The organism is uncultured Roseovarius sp. (assembly GCF_947259555.1).
GTDB lineage: Bacteria > Pseudomonadota > Alphaproteobacteria > Rhodobacterales > Rhodobacteraceae > Roseovarius.
The window spans coordinates 27,145-45,720 of sequence record NZ_CAMYMD010000009.1 but is presented as its reverse complement, the minus strand read 5'-3'; the positions used below and the strand labels follow the sequence as shown (position 1 = coordinate 45,720).

Below are 18,576 nucleotides of genomic sequence, written 5' to 3'. Positions count from 1 at the left end.
GCATCCGGCGCGGGCGCAGGGTCGGGCGCGGGGTCGGTTGGGGCCGGGCTTGGCTCCACCGACGGGGTGACCGCGATCTGGGGCTCTGACCTGCGAAACAGTCCGGAAATGCCATCTTCGACAAAGATCGTTGCAAACGCGGCCACGCCGACAAGGAACAAGAGCAGGACTGCCGTCAGGATCAGGCCCAAAAAGCGCGGCTTGCCCCGCGTTGCCTGTTGATCGCGGGCCCCGAAAATGGTCATGCGCTGCGCCTCGGAGACCGGGGCAGCTATGGCCGTGGCCGGGCTCTCAGATGTCGGGTCCGCGGCGGGGCTGTCACGACGCGAGAAAAGGCCGGAGCGCGCGCGCGCCTCCTCCTCTTGCGCCGGGTCCGGGGCGAGGCTGGCGGCGGCCAGCTCGGTCAGGGCGGCGTCGGTCGCACCGGTGATCTCGGTGCCGTTGTCGGGGCTTGTCTGCTCGGCCTCGGGGGTCGCATCGGGCGCCGGGGTAAAGCGCGCCGCACCCGACAGCCGTGGCGCGCCGTCAGCCGGCACTGCGCGATCCGCGCGCATGCTGGCAAACGTGAGCGCGGACGTATCGGCGCCGGGCGCCGGGGCCGGGTCAGCCGGTGGCTCTGAGGGCGGCCCCTTGGGCTCGGGCTTCGGGCTGTCCTGATCTTCGGGCGGTGCCACGACGGGTGCCGTATCGTCCGTTGGCGGCACCTCCGGCATATGGGCCCGACCGATGATCTGTACCGGGGCGTCGTCCCGATCCACACCTGTCGCTTGCGCGGCGGCACCGAAAAACGGCTCGCCCGCGAACCCGTCGGTTTCGGGCCGCGCGACAAAGCTGACCGGGTTGAACTGATGCTCAACGGCAAAGGCTTCGGCCTCATCCAGCGTCTCGCTCGCGAGCGCGGCGATATAGAACCGGCCCTTGTCCACGCTCCAGTCATAGACCAGATCGTCGATATGATAGGGGGTCGCACCCTCCAGCGCCTCGGCGGCGGCGCGGTCGTAATCACCGTCCTGCACGCTGGCGGCTGGCAGATCGAGATATTTGATCTGCTCATCGGGGATTACGAGTTTGGTCGCGAGACCGGACGGATCGAGTGCTGTCGCCTTGGCGCGCAGCCGCGAGAGGTCACCTGCAAGATCGTCGGCGTCGAGCGCGACTTCACCCACCAGATGCCAGCCCGCGCTGCCCGCGCGATGCAAAAGGCCGATGCCTTCAAAGGACAGGGAGAGGGCGAAATTCGGTTTCATGTCTAACGCTCTAACACTCGTCCGGCGCAAGCGGGAGTCTTTGGTGGCATGACCGCAAGTCTATAGCAGCTTGCCGCCGAGGCCAACCGTCTGGCTGACCTCGGCGAAAGGACATTGCTCAGCCTCCGGCCTTGGCCAGTGCCTGATCGAGATCGGCGATCAGATCGTCCGCATTCTCGATCCCGATGGAAATACGCACCACGTTGGGCGCGGCACCGGCGGCGGTTTGCTGCTCCGGCGTCAGCTGCCGGTGGGTGGTCGAGGCCGAGTGGATGATCAGCGACCGCGTATCGCCCAGATTGGCCACGTGGCTGAACAGCTCAAGGCTGTCGACCAGCGTCATGCAGGCGTCATAGCCGCCCTTGAGCGTGACGGTAAAGAGGCCGCCCGCGCCGTTGGGGCACATCTGCGCCACCCGGTCATGCCACGGCGACGATTTGAGCCCCGCATAGGTCACCCCCTCGACGGCCGGATGCCCCTCAAGCCAGCCCGCCACTTTCTCAGCGTTCTCGACATGGCGCTGCATCCGCAAGCTGAGGGTTTCGATCCCCATCAGCGTATAATGCGCAGCCTGCGGATTGAGCGTCATGCCCAGGTCGCGCAGTCCGATGGCGATGCCATGAAAGGTGAACGCCAGCGGGCCGAAGGTCTCGTGAAACTTGAGCCCGTGATAGGCGGGTTCCGGCTCTGACAGGGACGGAAACTTGTCCGAGGCCGACCAGTTGAAATTGCCCGAATCGACGACCACGCCGCCTGTCACCGTGCCGTTGCCGGTCAGAAACTTGGTCATCGAGTGCACCACCAGCGTCGCGCCATGCTCGATAGGGCGGCACAGATACGGCGTGGCCGAGGTGTTGTCGACGATCAGCGGCAGCCCCGCCTTGTCCGCAATCGCCGCCACGGCATCCAGATCGGCGATATGCCCGCCCGGATTGGCGATGGATTCACAAAAGATCGCCCGTGTGTCGTCGTCAATCGCGGCATTGATCGCGTCGGCGTCGTCGATATCGACAAACTTGGCCGACCAGCCAAACCGCTTGATTGTTTGGCTGAACTGCGTGATCGAGCCACCGTAGAGCCGGGTCGAGACAACCACGTTACGCCCCGGTCCCATCAGCGGGAAAAGCGCCATGATCTGCGCCGCATGCCCGGACGAGCAGCAGACCGCACCGGCACCGCCTTCGAGGGTGGCAACGCGTTCCTGCAGGGCCGCGACCGTCGGGTTGGTCAGCCGCGAATAGATATATCCCACCTCTTGCAGGTTAAAGAGTGCGGCGGCGTGATCGGCATCGCGAAACACATAGGCCGTTGTCTGATAGATCGGCACCTGACGCGCGCCGGTTGCCGGGTCAGGCCGTGCGCCCGCATGAATCTGCAGGGTGTCAAAACCATAACTCATTTTATTGCTCCTCCCTTGGGAAATCCTTGCAAACCGGGTTACGGCATCGCTAGGTGCCATGCAACGGGCATGAGGAGACAGGATATGGCGCATCCCTTTCATTTGGCAATCAACGTGACCGATCTGGACGCCGCACGTGCGTTCTACGGCGGGCTTCTGGGCGGAATCGAGGGACGTTCGACCGAGACATGGGTCGATTTCGACTTCTTCGGGCATCAGCTATCGCTGCATATCGGCCCCCCGCTGGAGACGAAACCCACGGGCAAGGTCGGCGATCACATGGTGCCGATGCCGCATTTCGGCGTGGTCCTGCCACTGGCGGATTGGCGCGCGGTGGCGGATCGGCTGACGGCGGCAGAGGTCGACTTCGTGATCCCGCCCTCCGTGCGTTTTGAGGGCGAGCCGGGCGAGCAATGGACGATGTTCTTTCGCGACCCCTCGGGCAACCCGGTGGAATTGAAGGGGTTTGCCGACATGGGCGCGGTTTTCGCGGCGTGAAGGGCCCGGCGATGCGCGGCGGCCTTCGGCCTTGATTCCGCGCACGGGTGTAGCGGCAACGGCAACTCCAGGCCAAAACACCCTCACACCCCCTACCGCATCCAGAATCCGTTACGCTTGATCGTGTTGCGGATGGCCTGTTCGCGGCGCGGCAGATCATCCTGATCAAAGAGCGCGCGCACCTTTTGGCCGCGCCCCTGATAGATCGTCCGCTTGGCCGCGTCATGCGACTTCAGCACTTTCTTGATCCGGTTGGGCGCGGTGACCTCTTCGAGCGTCTCGATCACGTGATCCGCCTCTCGGGCATAGAGCATCGGTAACAGCCGGTAGTGACAGGTGATCGCGCCGTCGATCAGCCCCGGCGGCAGGGTATCTCGCCCCCCGCCCAAGGCATGTATGACCAGCGGCAGCGCGACCTGATCCAGCCAGGGGTCCAGCGTCTGGCACACAAGTTCCGGCGGTGCGTCATCCCGGATCGCGAGCGCGTAGTCCAGAAACCGCTGCCCGAACTCGCGCGGGCAGCGATAAAAGAAAAAGCCCGCGTTGAAGTAGAGATAGCGTTTCCAGTATTCGTCAGGCTGGCTCGGGTCGATGGAGCTTTCGAAATCGAGGCCAAACTTGTCATAAAGCGAGCGCCAGATATCTGCATATCCCGGACCGTAAAGCTCTGGTGTGGGCCATGTCCCGGTGCAGCGCAAAGAGGCCATCGGGCGCGCGAAATCGAACGGCACCGAGGCCAGATCGCCAGTGATCAGCGTGTCTGTGTCAAAAAACACAAACGGCTCGTCCTCGGGCAGCGCCAGCAGCGCCTCGATCTTGTTGCCATAGGGATACCGCGCGCCGAAATGACGGCTCTCGAAGGGCAGGACCTCGGCGCCCAGCTCGGCCAGCAGCGCGCGCGTGTCCTCGCCCCTGATCCGCGGATCATTGGGCCAGAGCGCGCCGGGTTGCGGCTCGGCCACAAAGAGCCGCCCGGCAAACCCCGGGGACATCGCCTGCAGCGAGGCCGCAAAGATCAGCGCCTCGTATTGCAGCCGGCCACCCTGACCGACGATCATGACGTTGAAATTTTCCTGCCGCGCCGTGGTCTCTGCCATGGTTTGCCCCTGCCCATTCGTCGCGCAGTATACGGCCATCGGGCCGGGCAAAGAAGAGGAAACAATCTGTCGGAGGGAAAGTGGTGGGCGACCTAGGAATCGAACCTAGCGTGCGTCTCCGCGAGGGAGTTACAGTCCCCTGCCACACCTTGCGGCCTGTCGCCCACGTGTCCCGCCGCTCAGTGCCGGACGTGGGGGGCTGATTACAATTGGCATGCGCGTGCGTCAACCGGAAAATCGCTTGCACAGGATGCCCGCCCGGCGCATTGTCCCGGCCTGAAAAAGAAGGGTCCGAGGCGCATGAAAAAACCCCGTTGGGTGATCGACAAGGAACAGGCCAAGCGGGCGGCGGCGGCAGAGACGCTGTGGCTCTTTGGCCTGCATGCGGTCCGCGATGCGCTGGAAAATCCCAGACGCGAAAAGCTGCGCCTGATCGTGACCAAGAACGCTGCGGACAAGCTGGCCGAGGCGATTGCCGCCAGCGGGGTCACCCCCGAAGAGGCCGACCCACGCAAATTCAGTGCGCCGCTCGATCCCGGCTCGGTGCATCAGGGGGCCGCGCTCGAGGTCAAGCCGCTGGATTGGGGGCCGCTGCGCGATGTCTGTCTGGGCGATGGTCACTCGGCGCCGCGCGTCGTGCTGCTGGACCGTGTGACCGATCCGCACAATGTGGGGGCGATCCTGCGGTCTGCAGAGGTGTTCGGCGCACGCGCGGTCATCGCCCCGCGCCACCACGCCGCGCCCGAGACCGGCGCCCTGGCCAAGACCGCGAGCGGCGCATTGGAGCGGCAGCCCTACCTGCGGGTGCGCAATCTGGCCGATGCGATCGGAGAGTTGCAGGCGATGGGCTATTTGGTCCTTGGGCTCGCAGGAGAGGCACAGGAGAGCATCGAGACGGCCCTTGCGGAAAAACGCGACCGGCCCGTCGCGCTTGTGCTCGGCGCCGAGGGGCCGGGCTTGCGGGCGCGCACGCGCGAGGTCTGTGACGGGCTGGTCCGGATCGGGTTCGCCAGTGATTTCGGCTCGCTCAACGTGTCCAATGCCGCAGCTGTCGCCCTCTATGCCGCGCGCGGCTGAGGCTTGGCGGCGGCATCCTCGAACGCCGGGATAAACCGCCCCTTGATCATCCAGCTCAGGCCAAACGCCATCAGCCCGAGCGCCTCAAAGACAAAGGTCAGCCGCAGACTGTCCCAGAAGGCCGCGATGCTTTCGGCCATTGACTGCGGCAGGACCAGCTCGAGTGCGGCGGCCTTGATCGCCAGCACGCCCACCACGGCAAGAATCACCCGACCGAGCGCGCGATACCACGCATTGCGCCGGTCCTTGCGGTTGCCGGCGGCAAATGACGTGGTAGAATTGTCGCGGGTAAAGACCGACATCGAGAAATACCCCAGAATCAGGAACATGACCCCGGCCGCCCCGAAATGCGCCATCTTGAGCAGCATGGGCACCTCTGCGCCGATGGCCGCAAAGCTGGCCCAGAAATCATAGCTGATCGTGCCGTCCACCGTGCCGCCCGGCGGGTGAAACCCCTCGGAGCCAGCGGCGCCGGTCAACAACACGCGCGCCACCTCGCCGTCATAGGTGCACCCCGAGCCGGTCGTGGGCACAAAGGCCACGATCACCGCGGCCATGCCCGCCAGCTTCAACAGCGCGACATCATACCAGTGCCAGCCCAGACATCCCTCGCGCCCGGGCGCGCGGAAGCTATAGAAGAATATGAGCAGCAGCCCGATAAAACTCAGCGCCCCGACGAGGATATCGCCGCCGATGCGACTGAAATAATAGTGGCTGATCGAGGCATTGAAGCAAGTGTTGGTCAACAGCGAAACCAGACCGAGCGCGACCGGAAGGCCGAGGGCCACATAGCCAACGCCCTTGTTGAGACGACGCAGGTCAATATCGAATGGCAGGTCGCGGGGGCGCGGCGTGGAATCGGGTGTATCAGCGTCGGTCATCGGAAAAATCCTGTGCAATGCAATCCTTCAACCCTAGCATGCAATGGGGCGGGGTGGCGAAGGTTTTGACGCGCGCAGGGTTGGAAAACGGGCAAATCTGCCCGATATGAGGCGCATGGGACAAAAGATTGCAACCTGCTGTTATTGTGGTGCCCGCACGACCCTCGTGCTGGATCGGGGGCGGCATGAACTGGCCTGCGCCAAGTGCGGCGCGCCCCTGCACGAGATGAAGGCGCTGCCCAAGCGTAACGGAGCGGCGCAGCCGAGCCGCCCAAAGGCCCGCCCGATGACGCTGCCCCGTCAGGAGTATGGCCCCGATCCCGCGGCCAAACGCCAGAGCAGGCCCAAAAAGCGGCGCAAGGGGCTCGGTCGCCGCCTGGCCGAGGAAATATGGGATGTGGTCGAGGACATATTCGATTGAACGGGCGGCCGGGCGCGCTCAAATTACAGTCACAGCTATATTACAATCTCTTTTTATTATGAGAATCGGACCTACATCTGTCCCAGAGGCAGCGGAACGGAACACCGTTGCTTCCTATCACTGTCCCTCGTTCCGCGACTGGCGCCCAAGCATTGTCTTGGGCGCTTTTTTCTTTTCTCCGTTCGTGATTGATTGCGCCGCATGAGCGAGCATTACAGTGATTCTCACCTTCGCAGTATTCTGACCCGCACGCGGCGCGTGGCGGTGGTCGGCGTGTCCATGAACCCGGTCCGCCCCAGCTATTACGTGGCGCGATACCTGACCCTCAAGAAATACGATGTCGTCCCGGTCAACCCGGGTCACGCGGGCAAGACGCTCTTTGGTCAGACGGTGGTGGCCTCATTGTCCGAAATCGACGGCCCGGTCGACATGGTCGATATCTTTCGCCGCTCCGAGCATGTGCCGCCGATTGTGGACGAAGCGCTTGAGAGTCTGTCGGGCCTCAAGACGATCTGGATGCAGATCGGCGTGGAGCATCCCGAGGCCGCGGCCACGGCGCGGGCGCGCGGATTGGATGTCGTGATGAACCACTGCCCCAAGATCGAATATCAGCGCCTTTACGGAGAGCTGCGCATGGGCGGCTTCAACACCGGCGTGATTTCCTCAAGGCTCTGAATCGCCCCGGACATCCGGAATTGTCCATTGTGCCCGACCGTCTGACCGGGCGGGCGTGGCTCAGCCGTCGTAAACCGCACCCCACCGTTCGATGAGTGCCTGCTGCAACTGTTTGGAGCGGCGATTCCAGCCCCTTGCACCGGCTGGGCGTTCATCCCTTGACGGGTCAACCCGGGCACGCAGGCTGTCGCTCGCGGTAAAGATCGCAAAGGCCAGCTCGGCCCCGCCGGGGGTGGTGGCATAGCCCGCAAGTGCGCTCACGAAATAGAGCGTGCCTGTCTTGGCGGCCACCTTCAGCGGGTGATTGCGGTCGACCCGGCCTTGCGCGTCACGCAAATCGACATCCCGCAGCAACGGCCGCAACAGCCCCGCACGATGCGCCCGCGCAAGCGCCTGCGCCATGGCGCGCGCCGCCATGCGAGACCGGTCGTTCAGTCCGGAATGATCCATCAGCTCCGTGCCTGACATGCCCAGAGTGCTGGCCGACCATCGTGACATTTCGCGCGCGGATTGTTTCAGCGTCATCGGCGCGCCCTGTCGGCGCGCGCTGGCGGCAAGCCCGACCATCTCGGCGGTCAGGTTGGTCGAATATTTCAGCATGTCCCGCAGGATGGTCGACAGCGGTGCGCTCGCATGGGTCACGAGCACCGTCCCGTCGGGCAAGTCGTTGATGGTCCTGATCGGGCCGGTCTTGATGCCATGCGACCGGGCAAAGGTGGCAAACACCTCGCCGGCATAGAGCTCCGGCTTGCGCACAGGTAGCCAGCGCGCCCCGCCATTGCCCAAGGCGCCGCTCGCAACCGTCCAGTCGTCATGGCTGCCCGCGTCGCGGTAGGAATAGACCGGCATGGACCGGTCGGCGATCCGCATGCGCGCCACGGTCACATCGGGGCGGTAGCGGTTGGATCGGGCGTCCATGCTGATGCGGTACGTTCCGCCGGATCGCTTCCACTCGAAATGCACGCGGTTATAGTTGAGGTTGAGCCCCGAAAGCGCCGGGTTATAGCCTGCATGCTCGGGTTGCCGTTCGTCGATGGCGCGCGCAAACGGGACCGCGCCGCCCCAGACATGAAACGCGCCACGGATCTCGCGCAGTCCGGTCTTGGCCAGACCGCTGGCAAGACCGGCGAGCGCATTGGTGTCAAGGCTCGGGTCGCCACCGCCCGCAAGGATAAGATCCCCCTTGAGCACGCCGCCTTCGACCGGGCCGGTGGCGATGAGCCGGGTCTGAAAACGGTGATCCGGTCCAAGCGCGTCAAGCGCATAGAGCGCCGTCACCGCCTTGGTGACGCTGGCGGGGGGCAGCCCGACATTGCCTTCGCCTTCCTCCAGCACCCGCCCCGTGCGCGCATCGGCGACGGCATATCCCACGCGCCCCGACAGATTCGCCTTCGAGATCAGGGCCTCGGCACTCGGCGCCAGCCGGGCGGCAGCGGCGCCGCCTTGGGGGCGGGCCACCGGGCGCACTGAAATGGCGGGGGCGCCGGCCCACGCACCATGGCCGAGCGCGGCAAGCGTCGTGCCCAGAAAGAAACGTCGTGAGAACCGATGTGTCATGCCCTGAGTAAATCGCAGGCAAGGGGCGCATGCAATCGCGTTTTCGGGCCCTGTCGGCTAGTTTTGCGTGGTACCGTGCCACCTGCCACGCGCGCGCAACCCGGTCGAAGAGATGTCGGTCATCGGTACATTGACAAAACACCACGCCGGGGCTGTCGCGTGGCCGAGCCTGTGGCTCTCGCGCGCCGGGATGCGGGCCGGCCCATAGATCCGCGCCGCCGGCGAAAGGCGCGCCGAAATGCGCTGACCGGGCCGTGCCAGCACACCCACCGGCACCGTATCCAGAATCGCCCGCCAGTCCTGCCAGAGATGGAACTGCGCCAGATTGTCCGCCCCCATCAACCAGACAAAGCGCACACCGGGACAGCGCGCGCGCAGGATTTGCAACGTGGCCGCAGTGTGGCGTGTATTGATCCGCGCCTCGATATCGGTGACATGAATGCGCGGATGATCGACCAACGCACAGGCCGCCGACATGCGCGCTTCCAACGGCGCAGGACCATTGGATTTCAACGGGTTGCCGGGGCTGACCAGCCACCACAGCCAGTCCAGCCCAAAGCGTTTCAGCGCCTCTCGGCTGATATGCAGATGACCCGCATGCGGCGGATCGAACGATCCGCCCAGCAGGCCGATCACCTGACCGGGGCGGACAAGGGGCAATGTGTCTGTCATCGCTCTTTCATTGCCAGCGAGGCGCCGGGTGTAAAGCGAAAACATGCCGTGGCGATGGGGCCATGCCCGTAGCGTCGCCCACCCTCAAGAGGTGTCCGGTCAGAATGACTGGCAGATGGCGGCGGGAGGGTTGCGATCGGCCGGTCTTGAAAGATGCGCCACCCAGTGTCTGTATACGCGCTAGCCATTGCCCCCGCGCGATACGACAGGTATCACCCGGCCTGGATTATAGATCACCCAATCGCAGCGGAGGGCCACGTTCATGGCAGCCTATCAATATGTCTACCACATGCAGGGCGTCTCCAAGGCCTACCCGGGCGGCAAGAAATGCTTTGAGAATATCCACCTGAGCTTTCTGCCCGGCGTCAAGATCGGCGTCGTGGGCGTGAACGGCGCGGGTAAGTCCACCCTGATGAAGATCATGGCCGGGCTCGACACCGATTTCACCGGCGAGGCCTGGGCCGCAGAAGGCGCCCGCGTCGGCTATCTCCCGCAGGAGCCGCATCTGGATGAGACGCTGAACGTGCGCGAGAACGTCATGCTCGGTGTGGCCGCCAAAAAGGCCAAGCTCGACCGCTTCAACGAATTGGCGATGAACTACTCCGACGAGACCGCCGACGAAATGGCGCAGTTGCAGGACGAGATCGACAGCCAGAACCTTTGGGATCTGGATGCGCAGGTCGATATCTCGATGGAGGCGCTGCGCTGCCCGCCGGATGCGGCGGATGTCGCCACCCTGTCAGGCGGAGAGCGGCGGCGGGTCGCCCTGTGCAAGCTGCTTCTCGAAGCGCCCGACATGCTCCTGCTCGACGAGCCGACCAACCACCTCGACGCCGAGACCATCGCCTGGCTGCAACAGCACCTCATCGACTACAAGGGCACGATCCTGATCGTCACCCACGACCGCTATTTCCTCGACAATATCACCAGCTGGATTCTGGAGCTCGACCGTGGCCGGGGCATCCCCTACGAGGGCAACTACTCTGCGTGGGTCGAGCAAAAGGCCAAGCGGCTGGAGCGCGAGGCCAAGGAAGACAAATCCAAGCAAAAGACGCTGGAACGCGAGTTGGAATGGATGCGGCAGGGCGCCAAGGCGCGCCAGGCCAAGCAAAAGGCCCGGATCAACGCCTATAACGAGCTGGCCGGCCAGTCAGAGCGCGAGCGGGTCGGGCGTGCGCAGATCGTCATTCCCAATGGTCCGCGCCTCGGGGCCAAGGTGATCGAGGTGGACGGGCTCAAGAAGCATATGGGCGACAAGCTCCTGATCGAGGACCTGAGCTTTTCCCTGCCGCCCGGTGGCATCGTCGGCGTGATCGGCCCCAACGGCGCCGGTAAATCGACGCTCTTCAAGATGCTGACCGGGCAGGAAGCGCCCGACGCCGGAACGATCGAGTATGGCGATACGGTCGAGCTGAGCTATGTCGACCAGTCGCGCGACGACCTCAAACCCGAAGACAACGTCTGGGAGGCAATCTCCGGCGGCGCCGAGGTGATCGTGCTGGGCGACGCCCAGATCAACTCCCGCGCCTATTGCGGGGCGTTCAATTTCAAGGGCGGCGACCAGCAGAAAAAGGTCTCGCTGCTCTCGGGCGGCGAGCGCAACCGCGTCCACATGGCGCGGCTCTTGAAAGAGGGCGGAAACGTGCTCCTGCTCGACGAGCCGACCAACGACCTCGACGTCGAAACGCTGCGCGCGCTCGAAGACGCGCTGATGGATTTCGCCGGCTGCGCCGTGGTGATCTCCCACGACCGCTTCTTTCTGGACCGCATCTGCACCCACATCCTCGCCTTCGAGGGCGAGGCGCATGTGGAATGGTTCGAGGGCGATTTCACGGCCTACGAGGAAGACAAGAAACGCCGGTTGGGGCCGGACGCCTTGGAGCCCAAGCGGGTGAAGCACAAGAAGTTTGTTCGATAGCCACCTCTTGATTGTGCGCACGAATGTACATACATTTGACTGGGATGATGGCAACCGCGCCAAGTGTCAGAAACACGGCCTGAGCATTGCGCAGATCGAATTTGCCCTGACACATGGCGCGCGGGTGGCCCCCGACGCGCGGCATTCCGGCGAGGAACAACGCTTCATCGCCATAAGCCGCACTAACGAGGGCCGCCCTGTCTTCGTCGCTTTCTGTTGGCGCGACGGGCGGCTGCGCCCGATCAGCGCGCGATACATGCACGCAAGAGAGGTGGTCAAATATGAAAAAACGCTTGGTGCCGGAAATGACGACGGATGAGGAGGCCGAAGCCTTCCTCGACCAAGACCTGTCCGACTTGGACTTTTCACAGTTCCAGCCGCTCGATTGGGAACGCCTGCCCAAAACCGCCCGCATCACCATGCGCGTGCCCGAAGCCCTCGTGTCCGCGCTCAAGGCACGGGCAAAAGAGCGCGGTATCCCCTATCAGCGATTGGTGCGCGAAGCCATCGAGAAGGCGGTGTGAGGGACGGCGAAAAGGCCGTGCGCGTCGCCTCGACCCGAGGCGCGCTGAAGCGGAAGCGGGCGAAGTATAAGAAGTTTGTGAGGTGAGGGGGCCATTTTTCAAATGACGTTTGGCTGGGTGAGAGATTTAGCTGATCTAATCAGAGACGTACGATTATCTGTATTCTTGTGCGTCTCTTCATTAATCTTGCTACTTGTTCCCTACCAAAAACTCGATCTGCAGCTGCCTTCCATTATTATCGAAAATGCCGGTGCCCTGACAGTAATTGGCATTTTGTCTTTTGCTAATTTGGTGTTGCATTTTCTACAATTTCTTTCGCAGCTGGTACGCCGACATTTTTTTAAATTAAAGCGAAGAAGCCGAATTAAAGAGGTTTTTCTGGATCTCAATTTCGGAGAGTTATGCGTACTTTACTACTGCACTCAAGCTGGAATTAGAGCATTCAAGGCAACGCCAAATAGCGTTATTATTATGTCTTTGAAGGCGAAGGGATGCATTCATCACATTTCGGGAATCCAAAGCGCCGTTGAAATGCATTTTCAAATTTTTGACGACATCTTTGATATCGTAAGGCAAGAAGGCAAAGATCGATTTCCCAAAGAGTTTTTAGACCAGTACAACTGGGACGAACAAATAAGGGATACATTTATACGCGCGACGGACTGGAGAGTATGGTGAACATCAGGCTCGGAACGCTGAATAGTGTGGCAAGTTAAGAGTACGAGCTTACCTACAGTATTTATCAATGGCCTTGCCAGCTCGTCCCCCGCGCGGAACCAAGGGCCGCAGGCCCGCCGCGCGATCGCCGACGCGCCCCCACGCGGCGGCGATTTGGTGAGACTGGGTGCACCGTATGAAGGTCACGCGGATGTGGCTGAGATAAAGTGACATGCGCATCCGTCGGATCGCCCCCGCGCGCGTCGGCCATCGCGCGGCGGGGCGTTTGCTCTCCTGTCTGCAGCGCTGCTAAGCAACGCGACCCCACCTCCCCGTCATCCTCGGGCTTGACCCGAGGATCTCTCGCCAACCAGATCCTTGGGTCAAGCCCGAGGATGACCTATACCGAACAAGCTATGCGCAGCACCCGCTTGACCTATTCAAGCCAGAGCCGACCTTCTGATGTCCACGTAAGCTACGAATAAGAATGTCGTACGCTTGCTGCATCCAGGACGAACTCGCGGGATTCTTCGCACCATCCGAATGAACGGCCAGCGCGCCCAACGAGGATTTCACCTCTGTGTCGAGCACCTTCGGTCCAGACAGACGGACAGTGCTTTAAAATTCCGTTGCCCGCACGACGCGGCGCTCATCGCGAACAGATGCCAACGCGAAAGGTGCAGAACGCGCCAAGGCTGCTGCATTTGTCCATGGCGCTGGTACGCGCTTCTTCCCGGCTCGCGCCAAGGCCCAGATGCGCGGTGCCGTTGCGAGAGGTGGCAAGTGCGCCACAGCCGCCATTGAACACTTCGACCGCTGCGCAGTTCGGGCCACAGGCGCGAGCGGCAAGTTCGGATGCGCGGGGCGCAGTGGCCTGATCGGCGGCGTAGCCCGCCGCGCCGTTGGAGCCCGCCGCGACCGCGTTCCAGCAGGTGCCGTATTTGCAGGCGGCAGCAGGACCGGCAGCGGTGATCAGGGTGGTTGCGAGGGCCGCGAAATTGAGCTGGGCTATATGTCGGGTATGCATGAACGGATACTTTCTAATTGAAATTAGTTAATGCTGGCCGATCTTGCCCGCCTTTTCAAGGCTGAACCCACAAGCCCGGTCTGGAGTGGCCCTGTAGAGCCCGTGGATTTCAAGCCGATTTGCTTGCGAAGGTCGGACGCCAAAGAGACTCGCGAATGTCATCGCAGAATAGGTTCAGTGACGCGCTCCGCGCGGTGGTCCGGTGGCTTGGGGTAGGGCCGGTGCCCACCGACCACATCCACCCCGCGCTACTCCTCCCCCGTCACCCGCTTCGCCAGATACGCATCCAGCCGCACCTCGCCGGCGATCTTCATTTGCGCCCATGTCCGCAGCAGCCGGTTGATCCGCGCGTGATAGCCGCGCCCCATGCCGCGATAGAACCGCGCTACCGACCGGTCGAGATAGAGCGTTACCTTCTCGCGCGGTTCCTCGACGTCGATATCGGCCTCCAGCGTGTGCCACGCATCGGGCACCGCCTCGGCGAGCGTGGCGTCGATCCAGCCGTCGCGGCTGAGGTGGATGAGGTCCCGCATCAGCGTATCGCGGGCGAGGCGTTCGGTCTTGGTCATACGGGCCATGCGGGGTCTCCGGTTGCGTTGGGTCACCCTCGGCGCACCGGGTTAATATCGCCTTGGGCCGGCGCGCGCCCGCACCGACGCGATACCGACGCCAAACCGGCGCAACGCAGGGGCGATTTTCCCGCCCCGGCGTCACAAAATCTTCACTTGTTGCATCGTTCTAATTCATATATTCACGAAATATGGAAAAAAAGATTCCCGACAGGCTCGCCACCCTCGGCCATCCGCAGCGGCTGGAACTGTTCCGGCTCCTGATGCGGCGCTATCCCGACCGGGTTCCGGCGGGCGAGCTGGCCGAGGCGCTCAGCCTCAAGCCGTCGACCCTCTCGGCCTATCTCAGCGCGCTGATGCGCGCCGGGCTGGTCTCGCAAGAGCGCAACGGCACGTCGCTCAGGTACTCCATGAACATGACAGAGGTGCGTCGCACCTTTGATTATCTGCTCAACGATTGCTGTCGCGGGCGGCCCGATATCTGCGCCCCCGCTTCTACCCTGCCCCCCACCTTGCAAGGAGGCCCGGACATGGCCGACAAGACATACAACGCGCTGTTCATCTGCGTGGGCAACTCTGCCCGCTCTATCTTTGCCGAGACCATCCTGCGCGACATGGCGGGCGACCGGTTCACCGTCCATTCCGCCGGCACGCGGCCGTTTTCCGAGCTCAACCCCTTCGCGCTCGAGGTGCTGAAATCCAAGGGGCATGATGTCTCTGCTCTGCGCGCCAAGCACGTGGACGAGTTCACCGCGCCGGGCGCCCCGGTGATGGATTTTGTCTTCACCGTCTGCGACCGCGCCGCCAACGAGGATTGCCCGGCCTGGGCCGGACAACCCGTCAGCGCCCATTGGGGCACCCCCGACCCGGTGCTGGCCACCGGCACCGACGCGCAGAAAAGCCTCGCCTTCCAACAGGCATACGGCGCGCTCAAGAACCGGATCACCGCCTTCGCCGCGCTGCCGGTCGAGACGCTGGACCGGGTCAGCCTGCAAGCCGCGGTGGACGAGATCGGCCGCGCGGCGGATGAGGCCGAGGCATGACGGTTTATGCAATCAACGGTCTGGGGCGGATCGGCAAGCTGATCCTCAAGCCGCTGCTGGAGCGCGGTGCGCAGATCGCGTGGATCAACGACGCCGTGGGCGATGCCGAAATGCACGCCCATTTGCTGGAGTTTGACACGGTGCACGGCCGGTGGGATGCGGTGTTTGCGCATGACGCGGGCAGCGTCACCATCGACGGCACGCGCCTGCCCTTCATCGGCACACGCGATCTGAGCGACCTGCCGCTGGAGGGTGTCGATGTGGTGATCGACTGCACCGGCGTCTTCAAAACCGAGGCCAAGCTGGCCCCCTATTTCGACGCGGGCGTGAAAAAGGTGGTCGTCTCCGCCCCGGTCAAGGACGGCGACGCCGCCAATATCGTCTACGGTGTCAATCACGATATCTATGAGCCTGCCCGCCACCGCATCGTCACGGCGGCAAGCTGCACCACCAATTGCCTCGCCCCGGTGGTCAAGGTGCTGCATGAGGCGATTGGCATCAAGCACGGCTCGATCACCACGATCCATGACGTGACCAACACGCAAACCATCGTCGATCGCCCCGCCAAGGACCTGCGTCGCGCGCGCTCGGCGCTCAATTCGCTGATCCCCACCACCACGGGCAGCGCCACGGCGATCACGCTGATCTATCCTGAGCTAACGGGTCGCTTGAACGGCCACGCCGTGCGCGTGCCGCTGCTCAACGCCTCGATCACCGATTGCGTGTTCGAGATGGACCGCGAGACCAGCGCGGAGGAGGTCAACGCCCTCTTTCAGGCCGCCGCCGACGGGCCGCTTGCCGGCATCCTCGGCTATGAAACGCGGCCCCTTGTCAGCGCCGATTACACCAACGACACCCGCTCCGGCATCGTCGATGCGCCCTCCACGATGGTTATCAATGGCACGCAGGTGAAGGTCTATGCGTGGTATGACAACGAGATGGGCTATGCGCATCGCCTCGTCGATGTAGCGCTGATGGTGGGGGCCACGGTTTGACGGCACGTCCCGAGGGCCTCAGTGCCTATATCGCCGTCACGGCGGCCTATTGGGCCTTCATGCTGACCGATGGCGCGCTCAGGATGCTGGTGCTCTTGCACTTTCACACGCTCGGGTTCACCCCGGTACAATTGGCCTATCTGTTCGTGCTCTACGAGATTGCGGGCATGGTCACCAACCTGTCTGCGGGCTGGATCGCGGCGCGCTTCGGGTTGACCTCGACGCTTTATGCCGGGCTTGGTCTTCAGGTGCTGGCCCTCATTGCCCTCGCGCAGCTTGATCCTGCCTGGACCGTCGCGCTCTCGGTCGCTTACGTGATGGTGGTGCAGGGGGCCTCCGGCGTGGCCAAGGATCTGGCCAAGATGTCCTCGAAATCCGCCGTCAAGCTGCTCGCCCCGACCGGCGACGGCGGGCTGTTCCGCTGGGTCGCGGCGCTCACCGGCTCCAAGAACGCGATCAAGGGGCTGGGCTTCCTGCTGGGCGCGGCGCTCCTCGCCGGGATCGGTTTCACAGGCGCGGTCTGGGCTATGGCGGGGGTGCTGGCCCTGATCCTCGTGGTCGTGGCTCTCGCCATGCCGCCGGGTCTGCCGACGGGCCGCAAGGGGGCAAAGTTTTCCGAGGTCTTCTCGAAATCCGCCAACGTCAACTGGCTCTCGGCGGCGCGCGTGTTCCTGTTTGGCGCGCGCGACGTGTGGTTCGTGGTGGGCATCCCGGTCTATTTCTACAGCGTGCTCTCGGACGGGTCCGAGGCGGGCAATCGCGCCGCGTTCTTCATGATCGGCACATTCATGGCGGGCTGGATCATCCTGTACGGCGCGGTGCAGGCAAGCGCGCCGCGCCTGATGCGCGCGGCCTCCCGCCCCGAGGGCGATCTCATTCGCGCGGCGCGGGGCTGGGCCCTGGCCTTGCTCGTGGTGCCGGTGGCCCTGACCGCCGTGGCGCTGCTGGCGGGTGGGCCGCAGACATGGCTGACGGTGACGCTGATTGCCGGGCTCTTGGCCTTCGGGGCCATCTTCGCCGTCAATTCGGCGCTGCATTCCTACCTGATCCTCGCCTTCACCCAAGCCGAGCGCGTGACAATGGACGTAGGCTTCTACTACATGGCCAATGCAGGCGGGCGGCTTCTGGGCACGGTGCTCTCGGGGCTGACCTATCAGGCGGGCGGTTTGCCCCTTATGCTGGGCACGGCAAGCGCGATGATCGCCGCCTCGGCCCTCGCATCCGGGCGGCTCGATGCGACCCAAGGATCGGAGACACCAACATGAGCACATTCGAGCGGTACCTCACCCTCTGGGTCGCCCTCGCGATGATCGCGGGCATCGCCATCGGCAACACGATCCCGGGGCTGGTCAATGCCATTGCGGCGGCCGAAGTGGCGCGCGTCAATCTCGTGGTGGCGGTGCTGATCTGGGCGATGGTCTACCCGATGATGGTCGGCGTCGATCCTTCCAGCCTGCGTGACGTGCTGCGGCAGCCGCGCGGCCTCGGCATCACGCTGGCGGTCAACTGGCTGATCAAACCCTTCACCATGGCCGCCCTCGCGGTGCTGTTCTTCGAGGGTATCTTCGCCGATTTCATCGCGCCCGCTGACGCGCAGCAATATATCGCCGGGCTGATCCTGCTGGGCGCGGCCCCCTGCACGGCGATGGTCTTCGTGTGGTCGCAACTCACCAAGGGCGACGAGAGCTATACCCTGTTGCAGGTCAGCGTGAACGACGTGGTGATGGTCTTTGCCTTCGCGCCGATCGTGGCGTTCCTCCTCGGTGTGACCGACATCACCGTGCCGTGGGAAACGCTGCTGCTCTCGGTCCTGCTCTTCGTGGCGCTGCCCTTGGCGGCAGGCATCTGGACCCGGCGCAGGCTGGCATCCGAGGCCCGCATCGCGGCCTTTCAGGCGCGGGTCAAGCCGTGGTCGGTGATCGGTCTGATCGCGACGGTGGTGATCCTCTTCGGCCTTCAGGGGCAGGTGATCCTCGACCGGCCCATGGTGATCGGGCTGATCGCGGCACCCATCCTCGTGCAGTCCTACGGCATCTTCGTACTGGCCTATGCGGCGGCGTGGATGCTCAAGGTGCCACACCGCATCGCCGCCCCCTGCGCGCTGATCGGCACGTCAAATTTCTTCGAACTCGCGGTCGCAGTGGCGATCTCGCTGTTCGGGCTCAATTCCGGCGCGGCGCTGGCGACGGTGGTGGGTGTGCTGGTCGAGGTGCCGGTGATGTTGTCGCTCGTGGCCTTCGCCAACCGGACGCGTGCGCGGTTCGCCTGACGGCGCAGTTAAGGCAAAAAGGGCCCGTACGTCGCTGACGCCGGACCCTT

Annotated in this window: 19 protein-coding genes, 1 tRNA gene and 1 pseudogene; 12 read left to right on the top strand and 9 right to left on the bottom strand. The window is 63.7% G+C overall.

Annotated elements, in window-relative coordinates:
- Together Q0X85_RS01560 and Q0X85_RS01555 are read right to left on the bottom strand one after the other, a co-directional pair.
- Positions 1-1,247, bottom strand: a pseudogene (locus Q0X85_RS01560) (hypothetical protein); the annotation flags it as partial.
- A 118-nt stretch (positions 1,248-1,365) separates the two neighbouring features.
- Complete coding sequence (locus Q0X85_RS01555; protein WP_297768071.1) at positions 1,366-2,646, bottom strand: O-acetylhomoserine aminocarboxypropyltransferase/cysteine synthase family protein; 1,281 nt, start codon at positions 2,644-2,646, stop codon at positions 1,366-1,368.
- 84 nt (positions 2,647-2,730) lie between these two features.
- Here Q0X85_RS01555 and Q0X85_RS01550 point away from each other — a divergent pair, with 84 nt between their 5' ends.
- Complete coding sequence (locus Q0X85_RS01550; RefSeq protein WP_297768069.1) at positions 2,731-3,144, top strand: VOC family protein; 414 nt, start codon at positions 2,731-2,733, stop codon at positions 3,142-3,144.
- Positions 3,145-3,236: 92 nt separating this feature from the next.
- On the opposite strand, the gene Q0X85_RS01545 is transcribed toward Q0X85_RS01550, so the two are convergent.
- Entirely contained in the window at positions 3,237-4,241 is a 1,005-nt protein-coding gene (locus tag Q0X85_RS01545; protein ID WP_297768067.1) for a hypothetical protein, read from the bottom strand.
- A gap of 81 nt (positions 4,242-4,322) precedes the next feature.
- Positions 4,323-4,406, bottom strand: a tRNA-Tyr gene (locus Q0X85_RS01540).
- 135 nt (positions 4,407-4,541) lie between these two features.
- Here Q0X85_RS01540 and rlmB point away from each other — a divergent pair.
- Positions 4,542-5,318 (top strand): 23S rRNA (guanosine(2251)-2'-O)-methyltransferase RlmB, encoded by a 777-nt coding sequence (gene rlmB, locus Q0X85_RS01535; protein WP_297768065.1) that lies wholly within the window; start codon positions 4,542-4,544, stop codon positions 5,316-5,318.
- On the opposite strand, the gene Q0X85_RS01530 is transcribed toward rlmB, so the two are convergent.
- Positions 5,300-6,199 carry a hypothetical protein gene (locus Q0X85_RS01530; RefSeq protein ID WP_297768062.1) on the bottom strand — a complete coding sequence of 300 codons (900 nt, stop codon included), beginning with the start codon at positions 6,197-6,199 and terminating at the stop codon, positions 5,300-5,302. The genes rlmB and Q0X85_RS01530 overlap by 19 nt on opposite strands.
- A gap of 115 nt (positions 6,200-6,314) precedes the next feature.
- On the opposite strand from Q0X85_RS01530, the gene Q0X85_RS01525 reads away from it, so the two are divergent.
- Together Q0X85_RS01525 and Q0X85_RS01520 are read left to right on the top strand one after the other, a co-directional pair.
- Positions 6,315-6,620 (top strand): hypothetical protein, encoded by a 306-nt coding sequence (locus tag Q0X85_RS01525; RefSeq protein WP_297768061.1) that lies wholly within the window; start codon positions 6,315-6,317, stop codon positions 6,618-6,620.
- A gap of 201 nt (positions 6,621-6,821) precedes the next feature.
- Positions 6,822-7,295: a CoA-binding protein gene (locus tag Q0X85_RS01520; RefSeq protein ID WP_297768059.1), complete on the top strand. Its 474-nt coding sequence runs from the start codon at positions 6,822-6,824 to the stop codon at positions 7,293-7,295.
- Positions 7,296-7,355: 60 nt separating this feature from the next.
- Here Q0X85_RS01520 and dacB read toward each other — a convergent pair whose 3' ends face one another.
- Together dacB and Q0X85_RS01510 are read right to left on the bottom strand one after the other, a co-directional pair.
- The gene (gene dacB, locus Q0X85_RS01515) at positions 7,356-8,852 is read right to left on the bottom strand and encodes a D-alanyl-D-alanine carboxypeptidase/D-alanyl-D-alanine-endopeptidase (protein ID WP_297768057.1); all 1,497 of its coding nucleotides are present in this window, start codon (positions 8,850-8,852) and stop codon (positions 7,356-7,358) included.
- Between the two features lie 57 nt (positions 8,853-8,909).
- The gene (locus Q0X85_RS01510) at positions 8,910-9,524 is read right to left on the bottom strand and encodes a nicotinate-nucleotide adenylyltransferase (RefSeq protein WP_297768054.1); all 615 of its coding nucleotides are present in this window, start codon (positions 9,522-9,524) and stop codon (positions 8,910-8,912) included.
- A 262-nt stretch (positions 9,525-9,786) separates the two neighbouring features.
- Between Q0X85_RS01510 and ettA the strand changes: the two genes are divergently transcribed.
- From ettA to Q0X85_RS01490, 4 genes are all read left to right on the top strand, one after another.
- Positions 9,787-11,442 carry an energy-dependent translational throttle protein EttA gene (gene ettA / locus Q0X85_RS01505; protein ID WP_297768051.1) on the top strand — a complete coding sequence of 552 codons (1,656 nt, stop codon included), beginning with the start codon at positions 9,787-9,789 and terminating at the stop codon, positions 11,440-11,442.
- Positions 11,443-11,455: 13 nt separating this feature from the next.
- Entirely contained in the window at positions 11,456-11,761 is a 306-nt protein-coding gene (locus Q0X85_RS01500) for a BrnT family toxin (RefSeq protein WP_297768049.1), read from the top strand.
- Positions 11,748-11,966, top strand: a complete 219-nt coding sequence (locus Q0X85_RS01495) for a CopG family antitoxin (RefSeq protein WP_297768046.1) — start codon at positions 11,748-11,750, stop codon at positions 11,964-11,966. Before Q0X85_RS01500 ends, Q0X85_RS01495 begins: the two co-directional genes overlap by 14 nt.
- Positions 11,967-12,068: 102 nt before the next feature.
- Positions 12,069-12,644: a super-infection exclusion protein B gene (locus tag Q0X85_RS01490; protein WP_297768043.1), complete on the top strand. Its 576-nt coding sequence runs from the start codon at positions 12,069-12,071 to the stop codon at positions 12,642-12,644.
- Between the two features lie 628 nt (positions 12,645-13,272).
- Here the strand turns inward: Q0X85_RS01490 and Q0X85_RS01485 are convergent.
- Both Q0X85_RS01485 and Q0X85_RS01480 read right to left on the bottom strand, forming a co-directional pair.
- The gene (locus tag Q0X85_RS01485; RefSeq protein WP_297768040.1) at positions 13,273-13,650 is read right to left on the bottom strand and encodes a DUF4189 domain-containing protein; all 378 of its coding nucleotides are present in this window, start codon (positions 13,648-13,650) and stop codon (positions 13,273-13,275) included.
- A 248-nt stretch (positions 13,651-13,898) separates the two neighbouring features.
- Positions 13,899-14,228, bottom strand: coding sequence for a BrnA antitoxin family protein (locus Q0X85_RS01480; protein WP_297768038.1), 330 nt, complete (start codon positions 14,226-14,228; stop codon positions 13,899-13,901).
- 182 nt (positions 14,229-14,410) lie between these two features.
- Between Q0X85_RS01480 and Q0X85_RS01475 the strand changes: the two genes are divergently transcribed.
- From Q0X85_RS01475 to arsB, 4 genes are read left to right on the top strand one after another with little or no spacing between them, the layout of a single operon-like run.
- Positions 14,411-15,262 (top strand): helix-turn-helix domain-containing protein, encoded by an 852-nt coding sequence (locus tag Q0X85_RS01475; protein WP_297768035.1) that lies wholly within the window; start codon positions 14,411-14,413, stop codon positions 15,260-15,262.
- Entirely contained in the window at positions 15,259-16,257 is a 999-nt protein-coding gene (locus Q0X85_RS01470; protein ID WP_297768032.1) for an ArsJ-associated glyceraldehyde-3-phosphate dehydrogenase, read from the top strand. Before Q0X85_RS01475 ends, Q0X85_RS01470 begins: the two co-directional genes overlap by 4 nt.
- On the top strand, positions 16,254-17,522 hold the full coding sequence (gene arsJ, locus Q0X85_RS01465; protein WP_297768031.1) for an organoarsenical effux MFS transporter ArsJ: 1,269 nt from the start codon (positions 16,254-16,256) through the stop codon (positions 17,520-17,522). Before Q0X85_RS01470 ends, arsJ begins: the two co-directional genes overlap by 4 nt.
- Positions 17,519-18,526 carry an ACR3 family arsenite efflux transporter gene (gene arsB / locus Q0X85_RS01460; RefSeq protein ID WP_297768028.1) on the top strand — a complete coding sequence of 336 codons (1,008 nt, stop codon included), beginning with the start codon at positions 17,519-17,521 and terminating at the stop codon, positions 18,524-18,526. Before arsJ ends, arsB begins: the two co-directional genes overlap by 4 nt.
- Positions 18,527-18,576: the final 50 nt, after the last annotated feature.